The organism is Spartobacteria bacterium UBA695 (genome assembly GCA_002298145.1).
In the GTDB taxonomy this organism is placed as follows: Bacteria; Verrucomicrobiota; Verrucomicrobiia; order Chthoniobacterales; family Chthoniobacteraceae; genus UBA695.
The window spans coordinates 1-23,799 of sequence record DBMP01000030.1 but is presented as its reverse complement, the minus strand read 5'-3'; the positions used below and the strand labels follow the sequence as shown (position 1 = coordinate 23,799).

General features: G+C 62.2%; 22 protein-coding genes and 2 pseudogenes. 13 read left to right on the top strand and 11 right to left on the bottom strand.

What is annotated here, in order from left to right; translation table 11 throughout:
* From B2828_RS17700 to B2828_RS17685, 4 genes and pseudogenes are all read left to right on the top strand, one after another.
* Nucleotides 1-204 (top strand): annotated as a pseudogene (locus B2828_RS17700) (hypothetical protein); the annotation flags it as partial.
* Between the two features lie 189 nt (nucleotides 205-393).
* Nucleotides 394-1,749: a glycoside hydrolase family 28 protein gene (locus B2828_RS17695; protein WP_479635106.1), complete on the top strand. Its 1,356-nt coding sequence runs from the start codon at nucleotides 394-396 to the stop codon at nucleotides 1,747-1,749.
* Nucleotides 1,750-1,760: 11 nt separating this feature from the next.
* Nucleotides 1,761-2,675, top strand: coding sequence for a polysaccharide deacetylase family protein (locus tag B2828_RS17690; protein ID WP_479635105.1), 915 nt, complete (start codon nucleotides 1,761-1,763; stop codon nucleotides 2,673-2,675).
* Between the two features lie 83 nt (nucleotides 2,676-2,758).
* A complete protein-coding gene (locus B2828_RS17685) occupies nucleotides 2,759-3,640 on the top strand; it encodes a site-2 protease family protein (RefSeq protein ID WP_479635104.1) in 882 nt (293 codons plus the stop codon).
* Between the two features lie 30 nt (nucleotides 3,641-3,670).
* On the opposite strand, the gene sufU is transcribed toward B2828_RS17685, so the two are convergent.
* The 6 genes and pseudogenes from sufU to B2828_RS17655 all read right to left on the bottom strand — a co-directional run bounded on the left by sufU (nucleotide 3,671) and on the right by B2828_RS17655 (nucleotide 9,841).
* A complete protein-coding gene (gene sufU / locus B2828_RS17680; RefSeq protein WP_479635107.1) occupies nucleotides 3,671-4,126 on the bottom strand; it encodes a Fe-S cluster assembly sulfur transfer protein SufU in 456 nt (151 codons plus the stop codon).
* Nucleotides 4,127-4,189: 63 nt separating this feature from the next.
* Nucleotides 4,190-5,398: pseudogene (locus B2828_RS17675) on the bottom strand (cysteine desulfurase); the annotation flags it as partial.
* Between the two features lie 151 nt (nucleotides 5,399-5,549).
* Nucleotides 5,550-7,721, bottom strand: a complete 2,172-nt coding sequence (gene feoB / locus B2828_RS17670; RefSeq protein ID WP_479635103.1) for a ferrous iron transport protein B — start codon at nucleotides 7,719-7,721, stop codon at nucleotides 5,550-5,552.
* Nucleotides 7,718-7,981, bottom strand: a complete 264-nt coding sequence (locus B2828_RS17665) for a FeoA family protein (RefSeq protein WP_479635102.1) — start codon at nucleotides 7,979-7,981, stop codon at nucleotides 7,718-7,720. Before B2828_RS17665 ends, feoB begins: the two co-directional genes overlap by 4 nt.
* A 243-nt stretch (nucleotides 7,982-8,224) precedes the next feature.
* On the bottom strand, nucleotides 8,225-8,785 hold the full coding sequence (locus tag B2828_RS17660) for an HdeD family acid-resistance protein (protein WP_479635101.1): 561 nt from the start codon (nucleotides 8,783-8,785) through the stop codon (nucleotides 8,225-8,227).
* 72 nt (nucleotides 8,786-8,857) lie between these two features.
* Entirely contained in the window at nucleotides 8,858-9,841 is a 984-nt protein-coding gene (locus B2828_RS17655; protein WP_479635100.1) for an ABC transporter ATP-binding protein, read from the bottom strand.
* Nucleotides 9,842-9,944: 103 nt separating this feature from the next.
* Here B2828_RS17655 and B2828_RS17650 point away from each other — a divergent pair, with 103 nt between their 5' ends.
* Complete coding sequence (locus tag B2828_RS17650; protein WP_479635099.1) at nucleotides 9,945-10,889, top strand: type I phosphomannose isomerase catalytic subunit; 945 nt, start codon at nucleotides 9,945-9,947, stop codon at nucleotides 10,887-10,889.
* Nucleotides 10,890-11,106: 217 nt separating this feature from the next.
* On the opposite strand, the gene B2828_RS17645 is transcribed toward B2828_RS17650, so the two are convergent.
* Together B2828_RS17645 and B2828_RS17640 are read right to left on the bottom strand one after the other, a co-directional pair.
* Nucleotides 11,107-11,298, bottom strand: coding sequence for a hypothetical protein (locus tag B2828_RS17645; protein WP_479635098.1), 192 nt, complete (start codon nucleotides 11,296-11,298; stop codon nucleotides 11,107-11,109).
* Nucleotides 11,299-11,664: 366 nt separating this feature from the next.
* Nucleotides 11,665-11,973, bottom strand: coding sequence for a DUF167 domain-containing protein (locus tag B2828_RS17640; protein WP_479635097.1), 309 nt, complete (start codon nucleotides 11,971-11,973; stop codon nucleotides 11,665-11,667).
* A gap of 47 nt (nucleotides 11,974-12,020) precedes the next feature.
* On the opposite strand from B2828_RS17640, the gene B2828_RS17635 reads away from it, so the two are divergent.
* The 7 genes from B2828_RS17635 (at nucleotide 12,021) to B2828_RS17605 (ending at nucleotide 19,521) form a co-directional block, all read left to right on the top strand.
* Complete coding sequence (locus B2828_RS17635; RefSeq protein WP_479635096.1) at nucleotides 12,021-13,175, top strand: tetratricopeptide repeat protein; 1,155 nt, start codon at nucleotides 12,021-12,023, stop codon at nucleotides 13,173-13,175.
* A gap of 116 nt (nucleotides 13,176-13,291) precedes the next feature.
* The gene (locus tag B2828_RS17630) at nucleotides 13,292-14,536 is read left to right on the top strand and encodes a beta-ketoacyl-[acyl-carrier-protein] synthase family protein (RefSeq protein WP_479635095.1); all 1,245 of its coding nucleotides are present in this window, start codon (nucleotides 13,292-13,294) and stop codon (nucleotides 14,534-14,536) included.
* 538 nt (nucleotides 14,537-15,074) lie between these two features.
* Nucleotides 15,075-16,040, top strand: coding sequence for a hypothetical protein (locus tag B2828_RS17625; protein WP_479635094.1), 966 nt, complete (start codon nucleotides 15,075-15,077; stop codon nucleotides 16,038-16,040).
* A gap of 202 nt (nucleotides 16,041-16,242) precedes the next feature.
* Nucleotides 16,243-17,925: a 30S ribosomal protein S1 gene (locus tag B2828_RS17620; protein WP_479635093.1), complete on the top strand. Its 1,683-nt coding sequence runs from the start codon at nucleotides 16,243-16,245 to the stop codon at nucleotides 17,923-17,925.
* Nucleotides 17,926-18,638: 713 nt separating this feature from the next.
* Nucleotides 18,639-18,896, top strand: a complete 258-nt coding sequence (locus B2828_RS17615; RefSeq protein WP_479635092.1) for a hypothetical protein — start codon at nucleotides 18,639-18,641, stop codon at nucleotides 18,894-18,896.
* A 28-nt stretch (nucleotides 18,897-18,924) separates the two neighbouring features.
* A complete protein-coding gene (locus B2828_RS17610) occupies nucleotides 18,925-19,191 on the top strand; it encodes an NGK_0946 family protein (RefSeq protein ID WP_479635091.1) in 267 nt (88 codons plus the stop codon).
* Between the two features lie 27 nt (nucleotides 19,192-19,218).
* Nucleotides 19,219-19,521 (top strand): NGK_0946 family protein, encoded by a 303-nt coding sequence (locus tag B2828_RS17605; protein WP_479635090.1) that lies wholly within the window; start codon nucleotides 19,219-19,221, stop codon nucleotides 19,519-19,521.
* A gap of 170 nt (nucleotides 19,522-19,691) precedes the next feature.
* Here B2828_RS17605 and B2828_RS17600 read toward each other — a convergent pair whose 3' ends face one another.
* Both B2828_RS17600 and polX read right to left on the bottom strand, forming a co-directional pair.
* Complete coding sequence (locus tag B2828_RS17600; RefSeq protein ID WP_479635089.1) at nucleotides 19,692-20,069, bottom strand: ankyrin repeat domain-containing protein; 378 nt, start codon at nucleotides 20,067-20,069, stop codon at nucleotides 19,692-19,694.
* Nucleotides 20,069-21,826, bottom strand: coding sequence for a DNA polymerase/3'-5' exonuclease PolX (gene polX / locus B2828_RS17595; protein ID WP_479635088.1), 1,758 nt, complete (start codon nucleotides 21,824-21,826; stop codon nucleotides 20,069-20,071). The genes B2828_RS17600 and polX overlap by 1 nt, the downstream gene beginning before the upstream one ends.
* Before the next feature lie 159 nt (nucleotides 21,827-21,985).
* Here polX and B2828_RS17590 point away from each other — a divergent pair, with 159 nt between their 5' ends.
* Entirely contained in the window at nucleotides 21,986-23,413 is a 1,428-nt protein-coding gene (locus tag B2828_RS17590; protein WP_479635087.1) for a DegQ family serine endoprotease, read from the top strand.
* Between the two features lie 68 nt (nucleotides 23,414-23,481).
* On the opposite strand, the gene B2828_RS17585 is transcribed toward B2828_RS17590, so the two are convergent.
* Nucleotides 23,482-23,691, bottom strand: a complete 210-nt coding sequence (locus B2828_RS17585) for a hypothetical protein (RefSeq protein WP_479635086.1) — start codon at nucleotides 23,689-23,691, stop codon at nucleotides 23,482-23,484.
* Nucleotides 23,692-23,799 lie beyond the last annotated feature (108 nt).

The window sequence follows — 23,799 nt, the reverse complement described above, 5'->3', positions numbered from 1 at the left end:
CAGGCCCAGCGCAATGCGGTGGAACAGCAGCGGCGGCAGGCGGTGGAAAGTGCTCGCAGCCAGCAACGTCAAGCGGAGCAGCGGCCCCCGCAGCAGGTGCAGCGGCCCCCACAGCAAGCGGCTCCCCAGGGGCAGCCAAACGCCTCCAGAGAGCGGGATAAGGACCGTAAGAGACCCGACCGCCCGAACGAGCTCAACCAGTAAAACGAGACTTCGCCAACGGTATCTTTCAATCGGGGCGGCTTAACAGCCGTCCCGGTTTTTTTTAAGGGGGGGAGAGTGGCTGTGCGGGGGCGATATTGTCTATAGATAGAGCGGGGGAGGGGTTGACCTCCAGGCCGTGGCCGGTAGCGTTATTGCCTGGAAGCGAACCGGCTTCCGGCTTTGTACTAAATGGCACCGCATCCAATATTCGATATTACCGCCTATGGGGCGATCGGCGATGGGAAAACCGTCAATACCCGTGCCTGCCAGGCCGCGGCCTGCGCCTGCCGGGACCATGGCGGCGGCACGCTCCTGGTGCCGCCCGGGGACTTTGTGACGGGGATTTTGCAGATCTTTGGCAACACCGTCTTGCGGATTGAAAAAGGGGGCCGCCTGATCGCGAGCCCCGCCCGGGAGGATCACCGCGTCGGGGATGCCGTCGGCGGGCTCCTGTACGCCCTTGATGCACCGAATATCGTCGTGACCGGCGAAGGCATTTTGGATGGCAATGCCGATCGGTTTTTTTCGCACGAGGTGGTGCCGATGGGGGCGGATTTTTGCGTCTCCGAAACCCGCCAGGGCCAGCACGGCGCGCCCTATGGAACCACCGCTGCCGTCCACGGCCCGCTGCGGCCGTTGAACCGCCCCGGGAACATGCTGGTCTTTGCCCGTTGTACGAATCTGACGATTGAAAACGTGACGATCACCGGGGCGACTTATTGGACCACACACGTGGCCGATAGCGACGGCGTCACAGTCCGAAACGTCAAGATTTTCAACAACGTCACCCACCCCAATAACGACGGGTTGCATTTCACCACCTGCCGCAACGTTCTCGTGGAAAAATGCCACATCGTCTGCGGCGACGACGCCATAGCGATCACCGGATTCAACCACCCCGCCGGGGAGGCCGAGATCGCGCTTGGGCTGAGCGGAATCGTCGGCGTCTGCGAGGGGATCGAAGTGCGCGATTGCCATCTCTCCAGTCGTTCCTCGGCGGTGCGCATCGGCTATGGGAAAAATCCGGTTCGCCGGGTGACGTTGCGGAACCTGGACATCGTCGACAGCAACCGGGGCATCGGCATCTACGCGCGCCAGGCGGCTGTGGAAAACGTCACCGTCGAAAACTGCCGCATCCGGACCGGGCTCTTCCACGGCAACTGGTGGGGCCGAGGCGAGCCCGTGCAGGTATCGACCGTGAGGTTCCCCGGGGAATCCCGGCTATTTCCGATCCGCGATTTGGTCTTCCGGGACATCGAGGCGAGTGGCGAGAATGCCTTCACGCTTTATTCGCAGGAGCCGGGAGGCATCGAGAACGTCCGGCTCATCCGGGTGCAAGCAACCTTGTGCAAAGGCGAATTATTCGAAGCCTGGGGAGGCAACCTCGACCTTCGGCCCGCCGCTGATTTGAAGCTGGCGATCCACGCCGGGGGCACCGCGCCGCTCTGGGCGCTCGGCGTTGCCCGGCTGGAGCAAACGGAGTGTGCCTGGCGGATTGCTCCGGGCGCGGAAAGTGTTTGTGACGCGATCTCGGCAGTGCGATAAGGTATGATCCAATGATTCCTTCCGACGACATCGGAGCTACCCAGGTTCTCAAATGGCAAGACGGCAAGCAGGCCGTTTTCATGCTGGAGTTTGACGATAGCGCGCCGAGCGCCATTACGACCGCGATCCCCGAACTCAGCAAACGGGGAATGCCGGGGGTCTTTTATATCAACCCGGGCAACCCGCCGTTCCTCGCCCTCGAAAAGCAATGGACAAGCTGGTCGAGGGACCCGTGTGTCATATTGGGTAATCACACCTTTTCGCACGTTGGCGCATTCTCCGTGCCGCAGCTCGACGACGAACTGGCCCGCTGCAACGATGCCATTCGGAGGCTCGATCCCGGCTGCAAGTGGCCGCGCCTGGTCTCCTTTGGGCAGCCGGGCGGCGTGCCCTGGAACGTGAGCCCGGAAGAAGAGGCGGCGCTTCTGGCCAAATACCGCTTGGTCAAGCGGCCGCCATTCTGGGGCTGCCCGTTCCAGACCCAATCGGGGGAGGCGGTGCTTGCGCTGGTGGATGCCGCGCTGGCAACGGGCGGGATGGGGCATCACGATTTTCACGGTGTCGGCGGGGATTGGCATTCCACGCCGCTGGAGATTTTCCTGGCGCTGCTCGATAAGCTGGATGCAAACCGCGACCGCCTCTGGATCACGGACCCCGTTTCCTGGCATCAATACGCCACGGAGCGCGAGGGGGCGGTGGTGCAAGCCGCCGCGACGGGGCCCGACGCCATTGAGGTTGAGCTTCTTACCGCTGCCGATCCCGCGTTTTACGATCTGCCGCTGACCCTTGCCACGCGGGTGCCCACGGCCTGGCGGGCGTGCCGCGTCGTTCAGGGCCGCTCGGAGACCACGGTGCCGGTTCGGGATGGGGCGGCGATGTATTCCGCGCTCCCAGGCGGGGGAAAGATCCGGCTTAGGCCTGCGTAGGCGTTCTCCGGCGAAGTATAACTTTCCCAGCCAAGGCAAAAGCCGTTGCCCCGGGGGCCGGGTTCGACTATGGGTTGGGGAGGATGATACAAAGCCAGCAGATCCGGTTGTTCAAAGTTTTCGGCATCACGGTCCATTTGCACTGGTCCTGGTTCCTCGTGGCGGCCTATGAACTGCAACGGCAGTCGCAACGCAGCTCGCTTGGCTGGGCCGCCGCCGAATACCTGGCCCTTTTTGGCATCGTGCTGCTGCACGAGTTTGGCCATGCGCTGGCCTGCCGCCAGGTGGGGGGAGCGGCCAATGAAATCGTTCTCTGGCCGCTGGGCGGTGTCGCTTTTGTGAGCCCGCCGCAGCGCCCGGGCGCGACGCTCTGGAGCATTGCCGCCGGGCCGCTGGTCAATGTCGTCCTGGCCATTCCGCTTGTGGCGGCGTTTTACTTAATGGACGGCGACGCGTTTCCCGCCCTGCATACTTTTATTTTCAGGGTGGGGTTCATCAACGCGGGGCTCTTGATTTTCAACATCCTGCCCATTTACCCGCTCGACGGTGGGCAGATCCTCCGCTCGCTGCTCTGGTTTTTCCTGGGTCCCGTGCGAAGCCTCTGGATTGCCGCGCTTATTGGTGTCGTCGGCGCGTCGGCTCTGGTGGTGCTGGCGTACTTGAACGGGTCGATCTGGACTGCTGTGATTGCGATCTTCATCGCCACTCAATGCTGGAGCGGCTTCAAAGAAGCGCGGCGTTTGAAACGCCTGGAGGCGATCCCGCGCCACAACGCCTTTTCCTGCCCCGGCTGCAATGCGCACCCGATGCAGGCGCCCATCTGGCTCTGCGGCGGCTGCGGTCAGCCGTTCGATCCGTTTCTGCACGACGGCGTATGTCCCTCATGCGGGCGCGCGCTTTCCGCCGCGACCTGCCCCGACTGCCGCGAAGCCCACTCCCTCCCAACGTGGGGCGTGGGCCGGTAGAACGCCGGGCCCACGAGGAGTGATGAGCGATTAGTGATCCGCTTCTTCGGTCGTCACGGACGGGTTTTCCGCGCTGGACTCCTGGAGCGCCTGTTCGAACGCCCGCCAGGCCAGCATTGCGCACTTTACGCGCTGCGGGAACTTCCGCACGCCGCCGAGGACGTTCAGGTCGCCCAGCTCTTTCGGGCCCCGGCCCGGATCTTCGCCCGCCGGAGCCGAGACGCGGTCGTGGAAAAGGTGGAGCATCCGCTGCGCTTCCTCGCGTGGCTTGCCCTTGAGCTTCACGGTCATCAGCGAGGCCGAGGTCATGCAGACCATGCAGCCCGCGCCGGTGAATTTGAGGTCCTCAACTTTGTCGTCGGCGAACTTCACATGCAGGTCGATGGAATCGCCGCACGACGGGTTGTCGCCGTGCACGTGGACGATCTCCTCGCCCTGGAGCTCGCCAAAATTGCGTGGCCGGTGCGCGTGGTCCGTTACGACCATCTCGTAAAGCTCACCCAGCGGCAGCGATACCGCGGCGGCCGCTTCCGTTCCCGCCGCCGCGCCGAGAATCTCCACCATCCGGTCGATCTCCGCCTTCGTGTTATAAAAATAGAAGCTCGCGCGCGCCGTGGAGACGAGCCCCAGCTTGCGCATCAGCGGCTGCGTGCAGTGGTGGCCGCCGCGCAGAGCCAGGCCGTGTTCGTCGGCCATGGTTACCAGGTCGTGCGCGTGCGTCTCGCCGATGACAAAGCTGACTACCGCTCCGCGCGGCGTTCCGGCGGGCGGGCCCAGGATCTTGAGCCCGGGAATCTTGCCCAGCTTTTCGAGCGCATACTGAGTCATCTCGGCGTCGTGATCCCAAATCGCCTGCCGTCCGATCGACTCGATGTAGTCCACCGCCGCGCCGAGCCCGATGGCCCCTGCGATGTTGGGCGTCCCGGCCTCGAAGCGGTAGGGGGCGTTCTTGAACGTGCTCTTTTCGTAGTGCACCGTCTCGATCATGTCGCCGCCGCCCTGCCACGGGGGGATGGAGTTGAGGATCGCCTTCTTGCCATAGAGCGCGCCGATCCCCGTCGGCCCGCACATTTTGTGGCCGGAGAGGGAAAGGAAATCGCACCCGAGGGCCTGTACGTCGATGGGCAGATGCCCCGCGCTCTGGGCCGCGTCTACGAGCGTTACCGCGCCGACCTTCCGGGCCGCCGCGCAAAGTTCTTTGACCGGGTTGATCGTCCCGAGTGAGTTGGAAATATGATTGAAGGCAAAGAGCTTTACGTCGTCGGTGAGCACCTCGTCGAGCTTCGAGAGATCCAGCTCGTGCCGGTCGTTGATTGGGAAATAGCGCAGCTTCGCCCCGGACCGTTCCGCCAGGAGCTGCCAGGGCACCATGTTGCTGTGGTGCTCCATTTCGGTGATCAAAATCACGTCCCCTTCATGGATGAACGTCTCGCCCCAGGTCTGCGCCACGAGGTTGATCCCCTCCGTCGTGCCCCGGGTAAAGACGATCTCCTCCGGGCTTGCCGCGTTGAGGTAGCGGGCCACCTTTTTGCGGGCCTCCTCGTAGGCGTCCGTGGCCCGCGCGCTCAGCTCGTGCATGCCGCGGTGAACGTTCGAGTTATCCCGCTCGTAATAGTGGCGGATCGTGTCAATGACCGCCTGCGGCTTCTGCGAGGTCGCCGCGTTGTCGAAATAGATTAGCGGTTTGCCATGGACTTGTTGGTTGAGGATGGGGAAATCAGCGCGGATTTTCTCCCACGAAAGGTTGGATGCATTCATTTTACGTTACGCTTCAGCCGTGCCGTGGTGCAGTCGCATCCGGCCCCGCATTTTTTCTTCCGAAAGATAAAGTATACTAGCGCCACGGCAATCACTGCTCCCACGAGGATCTGATCGAGAATTGGGTTCATAATCGGATGTAGTTACTTGGTTAGTGAAATCCCAGGAGGCGTCCCCCTTGGTATACCGCAAAGGCCCCCACCCACGCCAGCGTGGAGAGCAGGGCGATCTGGATGAGCGGCCAGCGCCAGGAGTTCGTCTCGCGCCGCACCACCGCCAGCGTGCCGATGCACTGCATGGCCAGGACGTAAAAGACCATCAGCCCGAGGCAGACGAGCGGCGTAAAGACCGGCGTCCCATCGGGGCGCGTTTCGGCGCTCATGGTGTCGCGAAGCGTCCCGCCTTTGGTGGCGTCGTCTCCGGCCTTTTCGTCTCCCTCCACGTTGTAGACAATCCCCATCGTGCCGACGAAGACCTCCCGGGCGGCGAAGGAACTGATCAGCCCCACGCCGATCTTCCAGTCATACCCCAGCGGCTTGATGATCGGCTCGATGCCCCGGCCCATTTGACCGGCAAAGCTCTGCGCCATGGCCTCGCCGCGCGAGACCGACGGGTCGGCCGGTTTCGGGAAGCTCACCAGCGCCCAGAGCAGCACCGAGAGGGCGAGGATCACCGTGCCCGCGCGTGTCACGAAGAGCCCCGCACGCTCTTTCATGCAGACGCCCACGTTCCGCAGCGACGGCTTGCGGTAGGGCGGCAGCTCCAGGAGCAGCATCGAGGCGTCGCTCTTTAGGAACGTCCGCTTCAGCACGAACGCCAGCGAGAAGGCCGCCACCACGCCCAGCCCGTAGAGGGCTAGCATCATGGCTGCCTTGGTCAGAGGGGCAGTCCGCGGCAGGAGGACGGAAATCATCAGCGTGTAAACCGGGATGCGCGCCGAGCAGCTCATCAAGGGAGCCACCAGGATCGTCGCGATCCGGTCATTGCGGTTCTCCACCGTGCGCGCGGCCATTACACCCGGAATGGCGCAGGCAAAGGAGCTTAAGAGCGGTATGAACGACTTTCCATGCAGCCCCACTATCGACATCACGCGGTCCATCAAGAACGCGGCGCGTGCCATGTAACCGCTGTCTTCCAGGAGCCCCAGGAAGAAATAAAGGATCATGATCTGCGGCAGGAAAATGAGCACCCCGCCCACACCGGGGATGATCCCGTCCACCAGCAGGCTGCGCACGTGGCTCTCTGGCAGGTGCCCGCCGAGCCACGAGGCCAGCGCGTGGACGCCCGAGTCGATCCAGTCCATGGGGATCTGCGCCAGCGTGAAGATCGAAAGGAACATCAGCGTCATCGCGCCGATGAAAAACACCCAGCCCCACACTCGGTGGATCAACACCCGGTCGAGCCGGTCCGTCAGCGAGGGGCTTCCCCCGCGCGAGGGCTTTACCACCGCGCGCTGGCAAATGCGGTTGATCCACTCATAACGCGCCTCCACGAGCACGCAGAGCGGGTCCATCCCTTCGGCTTTCAGGCGGTTCTGGGCCGCCGTCACCCCGGCCACCACCGTTGCCCGGTGGGCCGCCAGGTCCTCCAGCGCCCGGTCGTGCAGCGTCAATAAAAGCAGCGCCTCGGAAAACGCCTGGTTCGGCGAGAGCGGCAGCGTCTGCGCCAGCGTACGCACCTCGGCGTCGATGGCCTCCGGCATCGGCGGGCGCTTGAGCGGCGGGGTCAGCGTCGCTTTTGAAATAGCGGTTTTCAGCTCAATGATGCCGCGCCCCTCGGTGGCCACCACCGGGATCACCGGCACGCCCAGCTCCTCCTCCAGGGCCGCCACGTCCAGGCGGATGCCCGAGCGCTCGGCCATGTCGAACATGTTGAGCACCACGACCATCGGCAGATTGAGGTCCAGGAGCTGCGCTACGAGGTAAAGATTGCGCTCCAGGTTCGAGGCGTCCACCACAGCGATCACCAGATCCGGCTGCGGCGTCCCGGCCTCGCGGCCCAGGAGCACATCGCGCGAAACCGCCTCGTCGGGCGAGCGCACTTGCAGGCTGTAGCTGCCCGGAAGATCGAAAAGCACCATCGGCTCCCCATGGAGCCCGTAAAAGCGGCCCACCTTGCGCTCCACCGTCACGCCCGGGTAGTTGCCCACCTTCTGGCGCAGGCCCGTCAGGAGATTAAAGAGCGTGCTCTTGCCGCAGTTCGGGTTGCCCGCGATGGCCACGTGGCGGTGCCCCTTGCCCGGGCCAGTTGAATGATGAGCTTGTGCGTGGCTGTGGCTGTGGCCGTTGTGGCGGAAACGCTCGACTTGGTGCGCGACGTTCATAGACAGGCTACACGGATTCCCCGGGCTTCCCGTTTGCGAAGGGAAAGACGGTAACCGCGCACCTCGATTTCTATGGGATCCCCAAGCGGAGCAAATCGGATGAGCTCCACCTCGGCTCCCGTCGTCAGGCCCATCTCCAGGAGGCGGGCGCGCCGTTCCGGCGGAAGATCAAAGCCCGTGATGCGGGCCACTTGGCGTGCCGCGAGCGTCGCCAGCGAGACGCCGGGGAGAGCTGTTTTTTGGGAAGCAGGGCGAGTCATGGTCAGGTCAGATGGTATTGAGATTCAATCGCAAAATCAAGCGGAATCTTATGGCCTCGAGAATGCCGCCGTCGCGCTCCGGTGTCAAAAAAAGAGCGTAATGCGGTCAGAAGAACGCAAAAAACGGCAAGGGGGCGGGGGAGGGGGAAGCCGCGGAGAAAAAAGAGACGCGGAGATGGGGAGAGGGGCGTCTGTGCCCCGTCTCCCCGAGTCTCCGCGTCTCCCCTTCTCTCTGTCGTCTTCCTAAATACCCGCTGGCAGCTTCCGCGCGGCGAGCGCAAAGGCGGCCCACCAGAATCCGCGGAAGATCAGGCTGATGCCCACGGCCAGCCCCAGGAACCAAAGCCCCGAGAACGGCCAGGAACTCAGCAGAAAAATCCCCAGGATCACGTCCAAAATCCCGCTCAAGACGGCCCAGCCGCCACACGGCAGGTTGGCCATCAGCGCGGAGATCATGGTCATGCCGCCGCCGACCAGGAAAAAGATCGCCAGAATCAGCGTCAGCGTCAGCGCCCCGGCTCCCGGATAAGCCATCAAGAGCGCGCCGCAGACCAGGTCGAGCAACGCGGTAAAGAGATGCAGCCAGAAACCGCCGTACTTGGCGCTGCGGAACGCGTTGACCATTTCGAAGATCCCCGCGATCACCAGCAGCACCCCGATCAGCAGCACCGTGAGCAGCGTCGTGGTGAACGCCGCCGAGGTGGCAACCAGACCCAGGACGAAAAGAACAATGCCGAGCACGAGCACCCAGCCCCAATGGCGCCGGACTTCGTCCATCCCCGGCATAATGACTCCTATAGGCATAAATTTCCCCCTTTACAGAAGGAACGGATACCGCGCGGCTTTTGAGCTCACCCCGTCTCTGGTCTCTTCCCTCTACCCCTCCGCCTGCGACTCCAGGAACATCCTCCGGATGACCTCCTCGATGGGGAGTTCCTGCACCGTGATGTCGCTCACCCGCTCGCGGGCCAGCACCGCCCGGCAGGTCTCCGCCACCTGGGCGCGGGGCACTTTCAGGAGCACCGTTTGCGGCGTTTGCTCGGTGACTTCCCCGAACATCGAGAACTCCCGGGCCGCCGCCGCCTCGAAAGTGAAAAGGATCATCTTGTGCGTCGAAAACCGGTCCACGATCGTCCCCAGCGGCCCGTCGAACATGATCCGGCCATGGTCGATGATGATCACCCTCGGGCAGAGCGCCTCGATGTCGGCCATGTAGTGGCTGGTGAGCATCGTCACGATGTGGTGATCGCGGTTGTACTGCTGGAGAAACTCCCGCACCTTTTTCGCGCTGCCCACGTCGAGGCCGATGGTCGGCTCGTCCAGGAAAAGCACCTTCGGCGCGTGGAGCAGCGCCGCGATGAGCTCCATCTTCATCCGCTCGCCCAGGCTCAGCTCGCGCACCATAACATCGAGCTTGTCCGTGACCTCCAGCAGCTCCGAGAGCCCGTGAACCACCTGCTCGAACGCTCGCCGGTCAATGCCGTAGATCGCCCGGTTGAGCTCCAGGGACTCGCGCGCGGGGAGGTCCCACCAGAGCGCGTTTTTTTGCCCCAGCAGGAGAGAAAATTGGCGTTTCAGCGCATCCTCCCGCGCCCAGGGGACGTGCCCCAGCACCCGCGCCTCGCCGCCGCTCGGGTTGAGCAGCCCCGAGAGCATCTTGAGCACCGTCGTCTTCCCCGCGCCGTTGGGCCCCAGGAAACCGACGAACTCCCCCTCCTCGATGGAAAAACTGACGTCATTGGCCGCCCGTGTCTCGTCATACTTCCGGTGGACCAGCCCCTTGACGGCCCCCCACAGACCGGCCTCCTTGTGGTAGGTGCGGTAGATTTTCGTAAGATGGCGGGCTTCGACGGCGGGCATGGGCGAAAGATACGGATTCCGGGCGATTGCGGCAAGCGACTTGCCTCCCTTCAATTTTCCTCTATCTTTGGCGCTCGTATCTCGCCCGTAGCTTTTTTCCAAAATGAAACTGACCGCACCGCTTATTTTCGAACCGCTTTACATGGAACGCGTCTGGGGAGGGCGCAAGCTGGAGACCCTCTTTGGCAAGAACCTGCCTAGCGGCGCGGTGATCGGCGAGGCCTGGGAAATCGTGGACCGCGAGGAAGCCCAGAGCGTGGTGCACACGGGGCCGCTCCGGGGCCAGACGCTCAACGAACTCTGGACCGAAACGCGCGCGGAGGTTTTTGGCGAACGCTATAGCGGGTTCCAAGGCCGCTTCCCGCTGCTGGTCAAGCTCCTCGACGCCGCCGATAAACTCTCCGTCCAAGTCCACCCCCCGGCCGAAGTCGCCCGCCAGCTCAAGGGCGAGCCGAAGACCGAGATGTGGTACGTCGCCGCGGCGGAGGAGGGGGCCGACCTCTACGCCGGTCTCAAAGCCGGGACCACGCGCGATCAGTTTGAAAAAGCCCTCGCCAGCGGCCACTGCGCCGACCTGCTCCACCGCATCACCACCCAGCCGGGCGACACCATCTTCATCCCGAGCGGTCGCGTCCACGCCATCGGCGCGGGCAACGTCATCGTCGAGATCCAGCAAAACAGCGACACCACCTACCGCGTCTTTGACTGGAACCGCACCGGCCTCGACGGCAAGCCGCGCGCCCTGCACGTCGCCGAGTCGCTGCGCTCCATCAACTTTGCCGACTACGAGCCGCAGCTCCAGGACCCGTGCAACGAAGTCCTGGCCGATTGCCCCTACTTCCAGGTGGCCCGGTGGGCCCTTGAGGCACCGCGTGAAGCCGCGCCCGCCGGGGATTTCGCCATCGTCGCCTGCGTCTCGGGGCAGGTGGAATGCGGCGGCGTGACCTTCGGGCCCGGGCACTTCTTCCTGGTTTCCGCGAGTCAGGAGGACCGGCTGCTCAAGCCCGTCGCACCCGGCACCGCCATCCTACGCTCCGTCATCCCGTAAAAACGGGGCCACCCCGGCCCCTAAAACTTACACGTGCCCAGACTCCTTTGCGGAGTTGGGCACGCGCCTTTGGAAGGGATGATTAGAGACAGCCTGAGGATTGCTGATTCGTCCCATGGGTCCCACGAGACAGCCGGGGGGAATTTTCCGGCTCAGGGGACCGATGAGACGAATCAGCGCAACGTTGTCGTCTGGATAAACGCTTTTTCATAGGCCTTTAGGCGGCCAGGGCGAGCAGCCCAAAGTCGCACTCAAAGTCCGCCAGGGCGGCGCTGCGTGCGGAGATGGGCGGCACTCCGGCCTCTTCGTAGATTGCGGTCAGCTCGTCCAGCGCACCGTAGAGCGCCTCGACGGGATCGGTATTGTTCCACCCCGGGCTCCCGGGGCCGTTATTCTTCTTTGTCTTCATTGGTGTTGTATTTGTGATGCCTTTCGGCGGCTTTTGTTCAAAAAGAAAACCCACTGCCGTTTCCAGCAGTGGGTTTTCGAAAAATTCGTTTAGGTTCTTTGTTCGTCCCTAATCCACTGCTGGCGGATTCGTCCATTGCACGGAACGATGAATGCATACACAAGAAGCAGACTGGCGCATAAAATAGGCGCTAGCTGCAACCGGTTTCATCGTGGTGTAATAGGAGTTCTTCATTTGGAACGCGCAGACTTTTTCAAAAATTGCCCATCTTGTCAAGACTGAGTTGCAATAACTCAATGCATTTTATCAAGATTACGCGCTCGAAAGGGATTTTGAGCGGGTTTTTTTGGGGGAGGGAGGCTGGGATCAGCCCAGAAGCTTTGCCACATCCTCCGCCTCCACCCCATCGAGGCGCACCACCTTCAGCCGGGCCGTCTCGCCGCGCAGCAGCGTCACCGCCGAAGCGCGCACCCCGAAGGTCTCCGCCAGGAAGCGGATCAGCTCCGCATTCGCCTTGCCCTCCACCGCCGGGGCCTTCACCTTGACCTTGAGCCGCTCGCCCTGCCAGCCGACGATCTGGCTGCGGGGCGCGTTGGGCGTGGTCTGGATGGTCAGGGTCATTAAGGGCGGCAGCGTAGAACCGCCTCCGCCCGGGCCGCAAATAAAAAGTTGCACCCGGTATCCCCCCTCTCTCTATTATAGAGCACTTAAGACCCCTCCTAATGAACCGCTCTCTCCCCTTTCGCACCTGGGTTGTCATCGTCGTGACCCTCGCCGTGGTCACCGCCGCGGGGATCTGGTTTTTATCGCGGCCCACCCCGCCCCCCAGCCCGCAGCTCGGCACGCCGATGCTGAGCCTGGCCGCCTTGGATGGCCCGGCCCGGACGCGGCCGCTCTTTTTCGACCGCGCCGCGCTGCCGTGGATCAAAGCCCACTGGTCGGAGTGGGATAAAGCCTACGGCGGCACCGGCATCACGCCCGAGGAACTCGTCGCCGAATTCGACCTCTCCCTGCAAGCCCCCCATATCTGGCGGGCTCAGGACCGCAAGTGGCGCTTCGGCGCCGTCCTCCTGACGGGCGATCCGCTCGCTTACCGACCGTTGCTCGACTACCTGCGCGCCGCCCCGGACTGGACCCTCAAGCGCCTTGACCCCACCAGCTACCTCTTCGTACGGGAGGACGCCGCCTCCGGCCACGGTTGGGCCACCGCCTCCGATCTCCGCGGCCTCTTAACCGCCTTCGCTGGCCTGCCTGTTGCCGAGCAGATCATGGCCCGGGTGCAGATCGCCCACCGGCTCCTTTTCCTTGAGGAGATCGTCCCCGCCCAGGACCTGCTCGACGAAGCCTTCAAGCTCGCGCCAAAATCCAAGGAAATCTGGACCGAACAGGCCGTCGTCTACAGCATGGCCAACCGCTGGGATGACGCCGCCAAGGCCGCCGAGCGCGCCCTTCATCGCGCCCCGGACTTCCGCCCCGCCCAGATGGCCCTGGCCAACGCCTACTACGCCCTGGGTCGCTTCGAGCAGGCGCTCGACCTCACCCGCGTCCTCTACGCCACCCCTCCGGGCGACGCCGAGACCTACCTGCTGCATGCCAAAGTCACCCACGCCGCCCACGCCTACCAAGAAGAGGCCGAGGTGCTCGGGACCTTGATCACCCTCCTGCAAGGGCGCTCCCAGCCCGTCGGTTACTGGCAGATCTTCCGCGGCCAGGCCCTCTCGGCCACCGGCGAGAACCTCCTCGCGCAGGAGCAGTTCCGCAACGCCTTGAAAGACGAAACCCTGCGCTCGTCGGACCGCGAATTTGCCAAAAAAGCCCTGGAGCGGATCAACTCCCGGGAGGAAGTCCCGCTCGACTTCGCCCCCGCTGCCCAATAAAGAGCCCCCGCCGGGCGTCCGGATCGCTCCTTCAAAACCGCCCCCCCCTTAAAACCGCCCCTTAAGCGAAGTGCTTGCCGAACCCGCCAGATGCGGCCAAACTGGTGGGCTCATCCATGACACCTCGGCGCGTAGTAATTACTGGCCTCGGGCCGATCACCTGCTCCGGCACGGGCCGCGACGCCTTCTGGCGCGCGGTTCACTCGGGCCACAGCGGCATCGGCCCCGTCACGTACTTTGACGCCACCCCCTTCCACGCCCGCTGCGCCGGGGAAATCCGCGACTGGAACCCGGCGGACCACTTCCCGCCCCACCGCCTCAAGCGCATGGACCGCTGTTCGCAGCTCGCCGTCGCCTCCGCCCTCCTGGCCCTGGAGGACGCCCGCCTCCCCTGGTCCGCCAGCCGCCCCCAAGCCCGCGTCGGCGTCTCCTTCGGCTCCGCTTTGGGGGGCATCGCCCAGGCCGAGCACGAGCACGTCCGGTTCCTGAAAAAAGGCCCCCACGGCGTCAACCCCTCCCTTGCCTTGCAAATCTTCGGCGGCGCGGCCCACTCCAACGTCGCCATCGAGTGCGGCTTTCGCGGCCCCGGCACCACGAATGCCAACTCCTGCGCCAGCGGCGTCATCGCCGTGGGTGAGGCCTTGCGCTTCATCCGCGAAGGCCGGGCCGACGTCATGATCGCAGGTGGTGCCGAGGCCCCGCTCGCCCCGCTCACCTTCGGCGCGTTCGACACTATCAAGACCATGAGCCGCTGGCGGGGCGAACCGCGCCGGGCCTACCGCCCCTTTGACCTCCACCGCGACGGCTTCGTCATGGGCGAGGGGGCCGCCAGCCTCGTCCTGGAGGAATACGGCCACGCCCAGCAGCGCGGCGCGCGCATCTACGCCGAGGTCTGCGGCTTCGGCCTCAACAACGAGGCCTACCACATGACCACCCCGCTCCCCACCGGCGAAAGCGTCACCGCCTGCATGCGCGAAGCCCTCGCCGACGCCGGAGCGGCCCCCGAGGAGATCGACTACATCAACGCCCACGCCAGCTCCACCCAGCTCAACGACGCCAACGAAACCGCGTGCATCAAAGCCGTCTTCGGAGCCCACGCCCGCGAACTGGCCGTCACCGGCACCAAGCCCTTCACCGCCCACCCGCTTGGGGCCACCGGAGCCATCGAGACCGTCATTTGCGCCCTCGCCCTGGACGAAGGCTGGATCCCCCCCACGCTCCACTACGACACCCCCGACCCGAAGTGCGACCTCGACATCGTCCCTAACGAAGGCCGCTACCAGAGCCTCCGCGCCGCCGTGAATAACGCCTTCGGCTTCGGCGGCATCAACGCCAGCCTCGTACTGCGGCGGGCAGAGTAGGATTTTTGGCCGATTCCCAGGCCATCGCACCGTGTCCTTTTCCCTCGTTCCCAAACTCCATTTGGGAACGCCGGTGCTCCGGCAACTCCATTGCCGCTATCCCTTCCCTCCTCGTTCCCAATCTCCAGATTGGGAACGTCTTTGTGTGGCGAAACTCCGTTTCGCAGTGGTGGGGGAATCTGGAGATTCCCGGACAACTTGCGTTACGAATCTGGAGATTCGTAACGAGGGAAAAGGCGCAAAAAGCGCAAAAAAAGCGCGGAGAATCCAGAGACTCTCCGCGCCTGGCCGCGCTGGTGGCGGGCTTCCTACGGCAGGCGACGTTCTACCACACCAAAATTCGGAGACCGTTCGTTTAAACGAACATCGTTAAATTTTCTCTGGAAAAATTTGCAAAAATTCTTCTTTGTTGCCGGAATTCCCTCGTTCCCAAACTCCAGATTGGGAGTGCAAGTGGGACCGGCCTCCGTTTTCCGCACTTGTGAAACCGGGCGCTTAGCCTACTCTCGTGCCCGTCGTTTGAACCATAATGGATTTTATGCCTCCCGAACCTCCTCCTCTCCCCGCCGCCCCGTACGTTGACCGCAAAACTGGCCTCACCGTGTTTGGCCTATTGACCATCGGCCTCGGGGTAATCTGCGCCCTCTTCGTAGCGTTCATGTTCCTGAGCGTTGCCGGAGCCAAGACCAGCACCGGGCCCCAGTATAGCCTCCTTTCCCCCGCGCTGATCTACGGGGGCCTGGCCGTAACCTTCATCTGGCTGGGCGTCGGCTCCATCCTGGCGCGGCGCTGGGCCCGGGCCCTGTTGCTCATCCTCTCCACGGCTACCGCCGTCGTCGGGATCGTCACGCTCGGGGTCCTGGGGTTCTTGAGGGATAAAATCCTCGCTTCCATCCCTACGAGCGGCGCTATGCCCGAGTCCTCCCGGGGGATCGTCTTTTGGACCATCCTTATCTCCGTGGCCCTCATCCTTGTCATCCCGCCCCTCATCTGGGCCTTCTTCTATAGCCGCAAAAGCGTCAAGGCCACCTGCGAGGCCCGCAGCCCATGGGAGTGCTGGACCGACCGCTGCCCGCTCCCTGTTCTGGGCGCCGCCCTGTTGCTCGTGGGGGGAGCCTTTAGCATGATCGCCACCGCCATCACCTCCCACGGAGTCATTCCCTTCTTTGGCACCTTTGCCACAGGCGTTCCCGGCGCGGCTGTTTACCTCTTGATTACCCTCCTCTGGGGCTATGCCGGGTGGGGCCTTTACCACCTGCGCCCGAGCGCCTGGTGGCTCGCCCTGGCGATGCTCTTGATCTTCCCCATCTCGGCCCTCATCACCTACCGCTTCCACGATCCCGTGGAGTTCTACACCCTGGCGGGCTACGGCCAGGAACAGATCGCGCGGCTCCAGGCAATGGGCTTTTTTACCCGCTCCAACGCCAGCTGGTTCACCTTGGTCAGCTCGCTCCCCTGGGTCCTCTACCTGCTCTGCATCAAACGCTACCTCAAAGCGGCCTAGGGGTCAGCTTGCCCGGGAAAATTCTTCCTTCATATCACTTTTCTCCCTCCGTAAACGCTTGCCTTTCTCTGTGGAACCGATACATTGCCGCCTCTTTGTCCGTAACAGGCGCGTCGAAAGTCGGCGAGTCCGGGCAGAGATAAATAAACGGCAACCGTGGTGTGAGTGATACCGGGCCAAAGAGTCCGGTTAGAAAACTGATATGAATCAGCAGATGCAAGAACTGATCGCGAAATCGTTTCGCGATTTCAAAGAGGGCAGCATTGTCAAAGGACGCGTCCTCGAAATCCGCCCTCGCGAAGTCTTGGTAGACATTGGCTACAAGAGCGAAGGCGTTATTCCCCTTTCCGAATTCGACGACGTGGAAGACCTCCAAGTCGGCGATGAGGTCGAAGTCCTCCTCGTCCGTTTGGAGAACGACGAAGGCATGGTCATCCTTTCCAAGGAAAAGGCCGCCTACAAACAGAACTGGGACAAGATCGTCAAGGTGTTCCAGGGTGGCGGCCTCATCAAGGGCAAGGTCAAAGCCGTCGTCAAAGGTGGCCTCACCGTCAACATCGGCGTCGAGGCATTCCTGCCCGGCTCCCAGATCGACATCATCCCGCCGAAAGACCTTTCGCAATTCGTGGGCAACACCTACGACTTCAAGATCGTCAAGATCAACGACGACCGTAAGAACGTCGTCCTGAGCCGCCGCGAAATCATCGAGCAAGAACGCGCCGACAAGCGCTCCGCCTTCCTCGAAACCGTCAAGGTCGGCGACATCGTCGCTGGCACGGTCAAGAACCTCACCGACTTCGGTGCGTTCATCGACCTCGACGGCATGGACGGCCTCCTGCACATCACCGACATGACCTGGGGCCGCCTCGGCCACCCGAGCGAACTGCTCAAAGTGGGCCAGGACCTCAAAGTCGTCGTGCTCGACATCAACAAAGAGAAGGAGCGCGTCTCCCTCGGCCTCAAGCAGACCCAGAAGAACCCCTGGGAAGAGACCGAAGGTCGCTTCCCCATCGGCACCAAGATCAAAGGCAAAATCACCAACCTCGTCCCCTACGGCGCCTTCGTCGAGATCGAGGAAGGGGTCGAAGGCCTCATCCACGTTTCCGAACTCTCCTGGACCAAGCGCATCACCCGCCCGTCCGACGTCCTTACCGTCGGCCAGGAAGTCGAAGCGGTTGTCCTTGGCGTCAACAAGGAAGAGCAGAAGATCAGCCTCGGCGTTCGTCAGCTCGAACCGAATCCTTGGGACGAGATCGAACACAAGTACCCGATCGGCAAACAGGTCAAGGGCGTGGTCCGCAACATGACCGCCTACGGCGCCTTCGTCGAACTCGAAGAAGGCATCGACGGCATGATCCACGTCTCCGACATGAGCTGGACCCGCAAGATCAATCACCCGAGCGAAATGCTCAAGAAGGGCGACGAAGTCGAAGCAGTCGTCATCGACATCGACAAGAACGCCCAGCGCATCAGCCTCGGCGTCAAGCAGCTCGACGAAGACCCGTGGAAGGTCATCGACACGCGCTACAAGATCGGCGATCTCGTCAAAGGCAAAGTCACCAAGCTCGCCAGCTTTGGCGCGTTTGTGCAGCTCGCCGACGACATCGACGGCCTCGTCCACATCTCCCAGCTCAGCGAAGACCGCGTGGAGAAAGTCAAGGACGTGCTCAAAGTTGGCCAGGACGTGGAAGCCCGCGTCATCAAGGTCGACAAGACCGAGCGCCGCATCGGCCTCTCGATCAAAGCCGCGAACTACTCCGAAGACGAACTCCGCAAGGAAACGGAAGCTTTCGACAGCATCCGTCCGGGCGAAGACCTCGTGGGCCTCGAACAAGCCTTCCAGGCTGCCGAGGAAGAGTATCGCCCCGGCGATCGCAAGAAATAGCCCTTGCTTCCAGACTAGATAATTGTAAAACCCCGGTCAGCAATGGCCGGGGTTTTTTTTGCTCATATCCCTCCGTGGGCTCTTTCGTAGAAGGCCCGGAAATTACGATTTCCGCCTTGCCCTGACCAAAATCCCGTCGCCCAAAAACCCAGTTATTTCCAAGCGATGGCAGGGTACGACCGAAACATTGGGGCGGTGCCTTAACCCTCATCCAGGGTCCCTCAAAATAAATTATAGTCCTGAGACGCACCCGAGATGATTAATTCATAAAAAACAGTCGACTTAAGAATTTCTTTCGGTAAAAAGAGCTCATTAACACGGTTTACCCAAAAATATTCAGCGGTATTCATAACGAAGGAATCAGTAAGCGCAAATTAAGTCCCGGTTAGTTCCCACCCCCTCGGCATTTTGACTCAGATCGGAACATTCCCAATGGGGATGTATTTTGAACTGTGGACGGGCCATGGCATTTTTCCAATGAAAACCCAGATAACTTTAGTCCTACTAAGTACTATTATCATCAATATGACGGGGTGCTCGATTCCGTGCATGACCCGACAAGTCAGGGAGAACGAAGCACTGATGCAGGCACAGGGTAGCCGTTACTACGAAATGTATCCCGGAACGGTTACCCCGAGAGACAGGCTAAAGTAATCGCAGTAACTCATTGGGAAATTCTTCGGGGTATTTTAAATACCCAAGCCAATTGCATTATGAAAACGACCCATTTCACTATTCTGTTTATTGCGATGTCGGCGCTCACTGGTTGTGTGGCCCCAACCCCCAATGCGGGATACTTCGCCATGAGCCCGGCTCAAGCGGAGGCAAACCGCCGAAACACTCATCGGATCGAACTTGAAGGATATGAAATTCAAGACGTCGATCGGATGAATCGGGCGCGTGCGTATGAGTACGCCACCCGTAATACACCCGAGTATGTTGCCCCCAGGACCACGATCATCGTCCCGTGATTTTTCATTTCTTAGTCCAAACAACCTCATGAAAAACAAACCGATTCTGTTGGGAATATTGATCGCATCTGTAAGTATGACGGGATGTGTTGTGCCGCCCGGGACCTCCGTTGCCAGCATGGGGGCGGGTTCCGACGCCGCGTATCTTAACGCTTCTCGCGGCCGGGCCGACGCGCAAATCAGCAGCGCCCAGGCCAATCAATACTCCCGGCAGCGGCAGCAGGTTTCCGAGGAAATGCAGCTTGAACAGCAAAAACGTCAGCATACCGCGGCAAACATGTTCGGGGCCTTCTAGATTTGGGAACGTAGCTTCAGCACGTGTATGAGAACAAAACTGAACCTGCTCGGTATATGCATCGCAGTTGTAGGTATTGCGGGATGTGTAACTCCTCCTGGCCCATCTGTTGCCAGTCATGGAGCGGGATCCGACACATCCAATATCAACGCAAACCGTGGCCGCGCTGATGCTCAAATTAGCAGTGCGCAGGCCGCGCAATACTCCAGGCAACGGGAGCAAGTCGCCGAGGAAATGGCGCTTGAACAGAAAAAGCGTGACAACACCATGAAGAATATCAAAGGCGCTGTTGATATTGGGGGAAGCATCTTGCGAGCGGTCGTTCGATAAGCCTAGCACCTTGTTGGGCGAAAAATTTTGCCCTCGTTGCGAATCTCCAGATTCGTAACGCAAGCTGTCCGGGAATCTCCAGATCCCCCACCCCTGCGAAACGGAGTTTCGCTACACAAAGACGTTCCCACTCTGGAGATTGGGAACGAGGGGCTCTGGAGACCCCGCGCTTACCAACGCGGAGGATACTTCAATAGTTCCACAATCTCTTCGGCCTCGAACATCTCCGCTAGATCCAGAGGAGTCAGCCCATCTCGCTCACAAATGGATTGATCGGCTCCGTATTGAAGCAGCAATTCGACAACATTCCGCTTCCGCTGCGTACAGGCTTCGTGCAACGGGGTGTAGCCTCCGTCTCCTTGCGCATTGATGTCCGCACCAGCTTCAATCAAGAGCCGGGCAGTCATGACATCTCCCCGGATCGCAGCCACATGCAGAGGTGTACTCCCTTCGGGATCAGCGGAAGAGACCAGTACCGGCCTACAGTTCATAAACGCGGGATGGTCGTCTTCCAGCTCTTTCAGGAAATCTACCAGGGCTTTTTCCACTAGATTTTCCCAGCCCGCGTCCGTTTCTCTTTCAGCGCCGCTTCGATTTTCGCGAGCGGGAGGGTGTTGACGACGTCGGCTTTGGTCAGCCCCCCTTTGCGGGCGGCGGCGATGCCAAACCAGAGGTGGTGGAACCCGGCGGTGTCGTGGGCGTCCGGGGTGATGACGCAGCGCACGCCTTTTTCCTTAGCCAGGGGCCACCAGCGCCAGTCGAGGTCGAGGCGCTGCGGGGAGCCGTTGAGCTCGATCCAGGTCCCCGTTTCCGCCGCCGCTTCGATGACGGCGGGGAGGTTGAGGGCGTATTCCTTGCGCGTTAGGAGCAGCCGCCCGGTGGGGTGGCCCAGGAAGGTGACGTAGGGGTTGCGGATAGCCCGAATGATGCGCTGGGTCATCTCGGCTTCGGAGAGGTTGAAGACGGAGTGGACGCTGGCGACGGCGTAGTCGAGCCGGGAGAGGATTTCGTCGGAGAAATCGAGGGTGCCGTCTTTGAGGATATCGACTTCGATGCCGCTGAAGATGCGGAAGCCGCCGCCGATTTCGGCATTCAGGCGGGCGATTTCGTCGAGCTGGGCGGCGAGGCGCGCTTCGTCAAGGCCGTGGGCCTGGAAGGAGGCCTTGGAGTGGTCGGCGATGCCGAGGTATTGCAGGCCGAGGTCGCGGGCGGCCGAGACCATTTCCTCCAGTGTGGAACGGCCGTCGCTGGCGGTGGTGTGGTTGTGGAAGGTGCCGCGCAGGTTCTCCAGCTCGATGAGCCGGGGCAGGGTGTGGGCTTCGGCGGCGGCGATCTCGCCCACGTTCTCGCGCATCTCAGGCTCGACGTAGTCAAGGCCCAGGGCGCGGTAGAGGTCGCTTTCCTGGACGATCTCGGGGATGGGCTGGGGCTTGACGCGCCCGTTTTCGACCGGCGAGAGGCGGTATTCGTTGAGGGACCAGCCCCGCTGCAAGGCGCGGCCCCGCAGGGCGATGTTGTGCTCTTTGCTGCCGGTGAAGTAGTTGAGGGCGAAGGGGTACTCGGCGTTGCTGACGACGCGGAGGTCGGCCTGCATGCCGTTTTTCAGGCGCACGCTCGATTTGGTGGCGCCGCTGACCATGATGCTCTCGACCAGCGGGTGGGTGGTGAAAAAGGAGGTGATTTCGGCGGGCTCGCGGGAGGCGACGACGAAGTCGAGATCATGGAGGATCTCTTTGCGCCGACGGTAGCTGCCGCCGACGGCGACTTGATCGACGTCGGGGTGCTGGCGGAGGTCGCTGTAGAGGATTTCGGCGGCGATGGAGGCGGTGGAGAGCAGGAAGCTGCCTGCGACGCTCTGGCGCTCTTCGATGGCGTGGAGGATATTGACGGCGGTTTTCTCTCCGAACCCGGCGAGTGTGGCGACTTTGCCCTCTTTGCAGGCTGTTTCGAGGTCGGCGATGGAGGCGACGCCGAGCTGGTCGTAGAGGGCGCGGATTTTCTTGGGCCCGAGGCCGATCAGCTCGAAAAGCTCGAAGATCCCGGCGGGGAATTCGGCTTTGAGGGCCTCGTAGTAGCCGAGGTGGCCGGTGGTGACGAGTTCGGTGATTTTGTCGGAGATCGCCTGGCCGATGCCGGGGATTTCCTGGAGGCGGCCTTCCTGGACGAGGGACTCGAAGTGGCCGGAGTAGGTCTCCAGGGCGCGGATGGCGTTGCCATAGGCGCGGATTTTGAACGGGTTTTCCCCTTTGAGTTCCAGGAGCCGGGCGATGGCCTCCAGGGTGTTGATCACTTCCTCCTTCGTCATGCGGGGCAGCGTAGCCCCCGGCGCGCCCGGGCGCAAGAAACCTCACGCAAAGGCGCAAAGGCGCAAAGGAAAGGCAGGAATACTTTGCGCCTTTGCGTGAGAACCAAACAACCAACCCGCCGGTCGGGCCGCGATTCTCAATCGGAAATTTCTCTCTCTATGAAAAGGATCACTCTTGCGGCGGGAACGGGATTGCTGGCTCTCTTTTTTAGCTTCGGAGGCGCGGCACAGGCCGATCCCCCCACGCCCCCCCCCCTCACGACTGGCGGGCTAACGACCTTCGCCCCGGTGGTCGATAAGGTGGCCCCAAGCGTCGTCAGCATCCAGACGAGCAAAACGGTGCGGGTCCCCCGAGGGCTTCGGGATTTCTTCGGCGTTCCCGGGCCCGGCGGCGGGGTGGAGCGCCAGCGCGGCCTCGGCTCGGGGGTGATCGTGAGCGATGACGGCTATATTCTAACCAACCGGCACGTGGTGGACGGTTCGGACGATGTGACGATCCGCCTCGCCGACCGCAAGGAGTACAAGGCGCGCAAGATCGGCGCGGACCCGGGGACGGACTTGGCGGTGCTCAAGATCGAGGCCACCGGGCTGCCGGTGCTGGATTTCGCCGACAGCGACAAGGCGCGAGTGGGCGACATCGTGCTGGCGGTGGGCAATCCCTTTGGCCTGGCGCAGACGGTGACGATGGGCATCGTGAGCGGGCTGGGCCGGGGCGGCATGGGGATTGTGGATTACGAGAATTTCATCCAGACGGATGCCTCGATTAACCCGGGCAACTCGGGCGGGGCGCTGGTGGATATCGCCGGGCGGCTGCTGGGGATCAATACGGCGATTTTCAGCCGCTCGGGGGGCAATCAGGGGATCGGTTTCGCGGTGCCCTCGAATCTCGCGCAGGAAATTTTAAAGAGTATTCGCCAGAACGGACGGGTGATCCGGGGTTATCTCGGAACGGTGATCCAGCCGGTGACGCCGGAGCTGGCCCAGGCCTTTAACCTCAAAGAAGCTGAGGGGGCGCTGGTCTCGGACGTTTCGTCGGGCAGCCCGGCGGAAAAGGCGGGGCTGGAGAATGGCGACGTGATCACGTCCTTTAACGGCAAGAAAGTGGTGGGGCCGCGCGAGCTGCGCCTGATGGTGGGGGCGCTCCCCCCGGGCACGAAGGCTTCGCTGAAGGTGCTGCGCGACGGGAAGGAAAAGGAGCTACAAGTGGAGCTGGGCGAGCTGCCGCAGAAGGAGGCGAGCATTTCGGGCGGGGATGATAACTCCTCCACCGCGCCGATTCTGGAAGGGGTGCGCCTGGCTGATCTGGACCGGGCGACGCGGGAGGAGATCAACGCGCCAAAGGATTTGCAGGGAGCGGTGGTGGTGGAGGTGGACCAGGAATCCGCCGCCTACCGCGCGGGCCTGCGCCAGGGGGCGGTGATCGTGGAGATGAACCGCCAGCCGGTGAAGAACGCGGCGGATGTCCAGCGACTCGCCTCCGGAACGAAGAAGGGGAGCACGGTGCTGGCTCGGGCGTGGTTCCAGGGGCAGACGCGCTACATCACGCTCGGCGGCAATGGCGACAACGGCAACGGCAATGGAGATTAGCAGGTTGGCGGCGCCCCTCGTGCCCAGATAGAGTGTGGGCACGAGGAAAGCAGGAAACGGTCGGCTTATTAAAGGAGCTGATCTCGCAAGCTGGAGTCGGTAAAGACGGCGCCGTAAGGCTGGAAATCCTTCCCAAATTCGCGGATGACCCGCGTTTCGAGGGAGATCACCCCCTCTACAAAAAGGGCATCGAGACCCCCGATAGTGATGGGGCCAAGCAGTCGGTTGTCGGCACCTAGATAATACCAGAGATTTGAAGAGTGAGAAAACGGCGTCATAATCCTTCCTTGGGCTGTTTGGTTATTTTTAACTCGAGCCTCCCTTCGGGTTATTCCGAAAGGAGGCCGGGAGTTAGTAAGCCGTAGAAAAACAGCCGCGACGGCCTT

Bases quoted from the DNA above. Each gene is read 5' to 3' on its own strand.
- B2828_RS17630 (WP_479635095.1), top strand. From the start codon at position 13,292: ATGACACCTCGGCGCGTAGTAATTACTGGCCTCGGGCCGATCACCTGC.
- B2828_RS17605 (WP_479635090.1), top strand. From the start codon at position 19,219: ATGAGAACAAAACTGAACCTGCTCGGTATATGCATCGCAGTTGTAGGT.
- B2828_RS17685 (WP_479635104.1), top strand. From the start codon at position 2,759: ATGATACAAAGCCAGCAGATCCGGTTGTTCAAAGTTTTCGGCATCACG.
- B2828_RS17620 (WP_479635093.1), top strand. From the start codon at position 16,243: ATGAATCAGCAGATGCAAGAACTGATCGCGAAATCGTTTCGCGATTTC.
- B2828_RS17690 (WP_479635105.1), top strand. From the start codon at position 1,761: ATGATTCCTTCCGACGACATCGGAGCTACCCAGGTTCTCAAATGGCAA.
- B2828_RS17585 (WP_479635086.1), bottom strand. From the start codon at position 23,691: ATGACGCCGTTTTCTCACTCTTCAAATCTCTGGTATTATCTAGGTGCC.
- B2828_RS17650 (WP_479635099.1), top strand. From the start codon at position 9,945: ATGAAACTGACCGCACCGCTTATTTTCGAACCGCTTTACATGGAACGC.
- sufU (WP_479635107.1), bottom strand. From the start codon at position 4,126: ATGGTCGTAACGGACCACGCGCACCGGCCACGCAATTTTGGCGAGCTC.
- B2828_RS17635 (WP_479635096.1), top strand. From the start codon at position 12,021: ATGAACCGCTCTCTCCCCTTTCGCACCTGGGTTGTCATCGTCGTGACC.
- B2828_RS17625 (WP_479635094.1), top strand. From the start codon at position 15,075: ATGCCTCCCGAACCTCCTCCTCTCCCCGCCGCCCCGTACGTTGACCGC.
- B2828_RS17610 (WP_479635091.1), top strand. From the start codon at position 18,925: ATGAAAAACAAACCGATTCTGTTGGGAATATTGATCGCATCTGTAAGT.
- B2828_RS17695 (WP_479635106.1), top strand. From the start codon at position 394: ATGGCACCGCATCCAATATTCGATATTACCGCCTATGGGGCGATCGGC.
- B2828_RS17590 (WP_479635087.1), top strand. From the start codon at position 21,986: ATGAAAAGGATCACTCTTGCGGCGGGAACGGGATTGCTGGCTCTCTTT.
- polX (WP_479635088.1), bottom strand. From the start codon at position 21,826: ATGACGAAGGAGGAAGTGATCAACACCCTGGAGGCCATCGCCCGGCTC.
- B2828_RS17615 (WP_479635092.1), top strand. From the start codon at position 18,639: ATGAAAACGACCCATTTCACTATTCTGTTTATTGCGATGTCGGCGCTC.
- B2828_RS17665 (WP_479635102.1), bottom strand. From the start codon at position 7,981: ATGACTCGCCCTGCTTCCCAAAAAACAGCTCTCCCCGGCGTCTCGCTG.
- B2828_RS17645 (WP_479635098.1), bottom strand. From the start codon at position 11,298: ATGAAGACAAAGAAGAATAACGGCCCCGGGAGCCCGGGGTGGAACAAT.
- B2828_RS17655 (WP_479635100.1), bottom strand. From the start codon at position 9,841: ATGCCCGCCGTCGAAGCCCGCCATCTTACGAAAATCTACCGCACCTAC.
- feoB (WP_479635103.1), bottom strand. From the start codon at position 7,721: ATGAACGTCGCGCACCAAGTCGAGCGTTTCCGCCACAACGGCCACAGC.
- B2828_RS17660 (WP_479635101.1), bottom strand. From the start codon at position 8,785: ATGCCTATAGGAGTCATTATGCCGGGGATGGACGAAGTCCGGCGCCAT.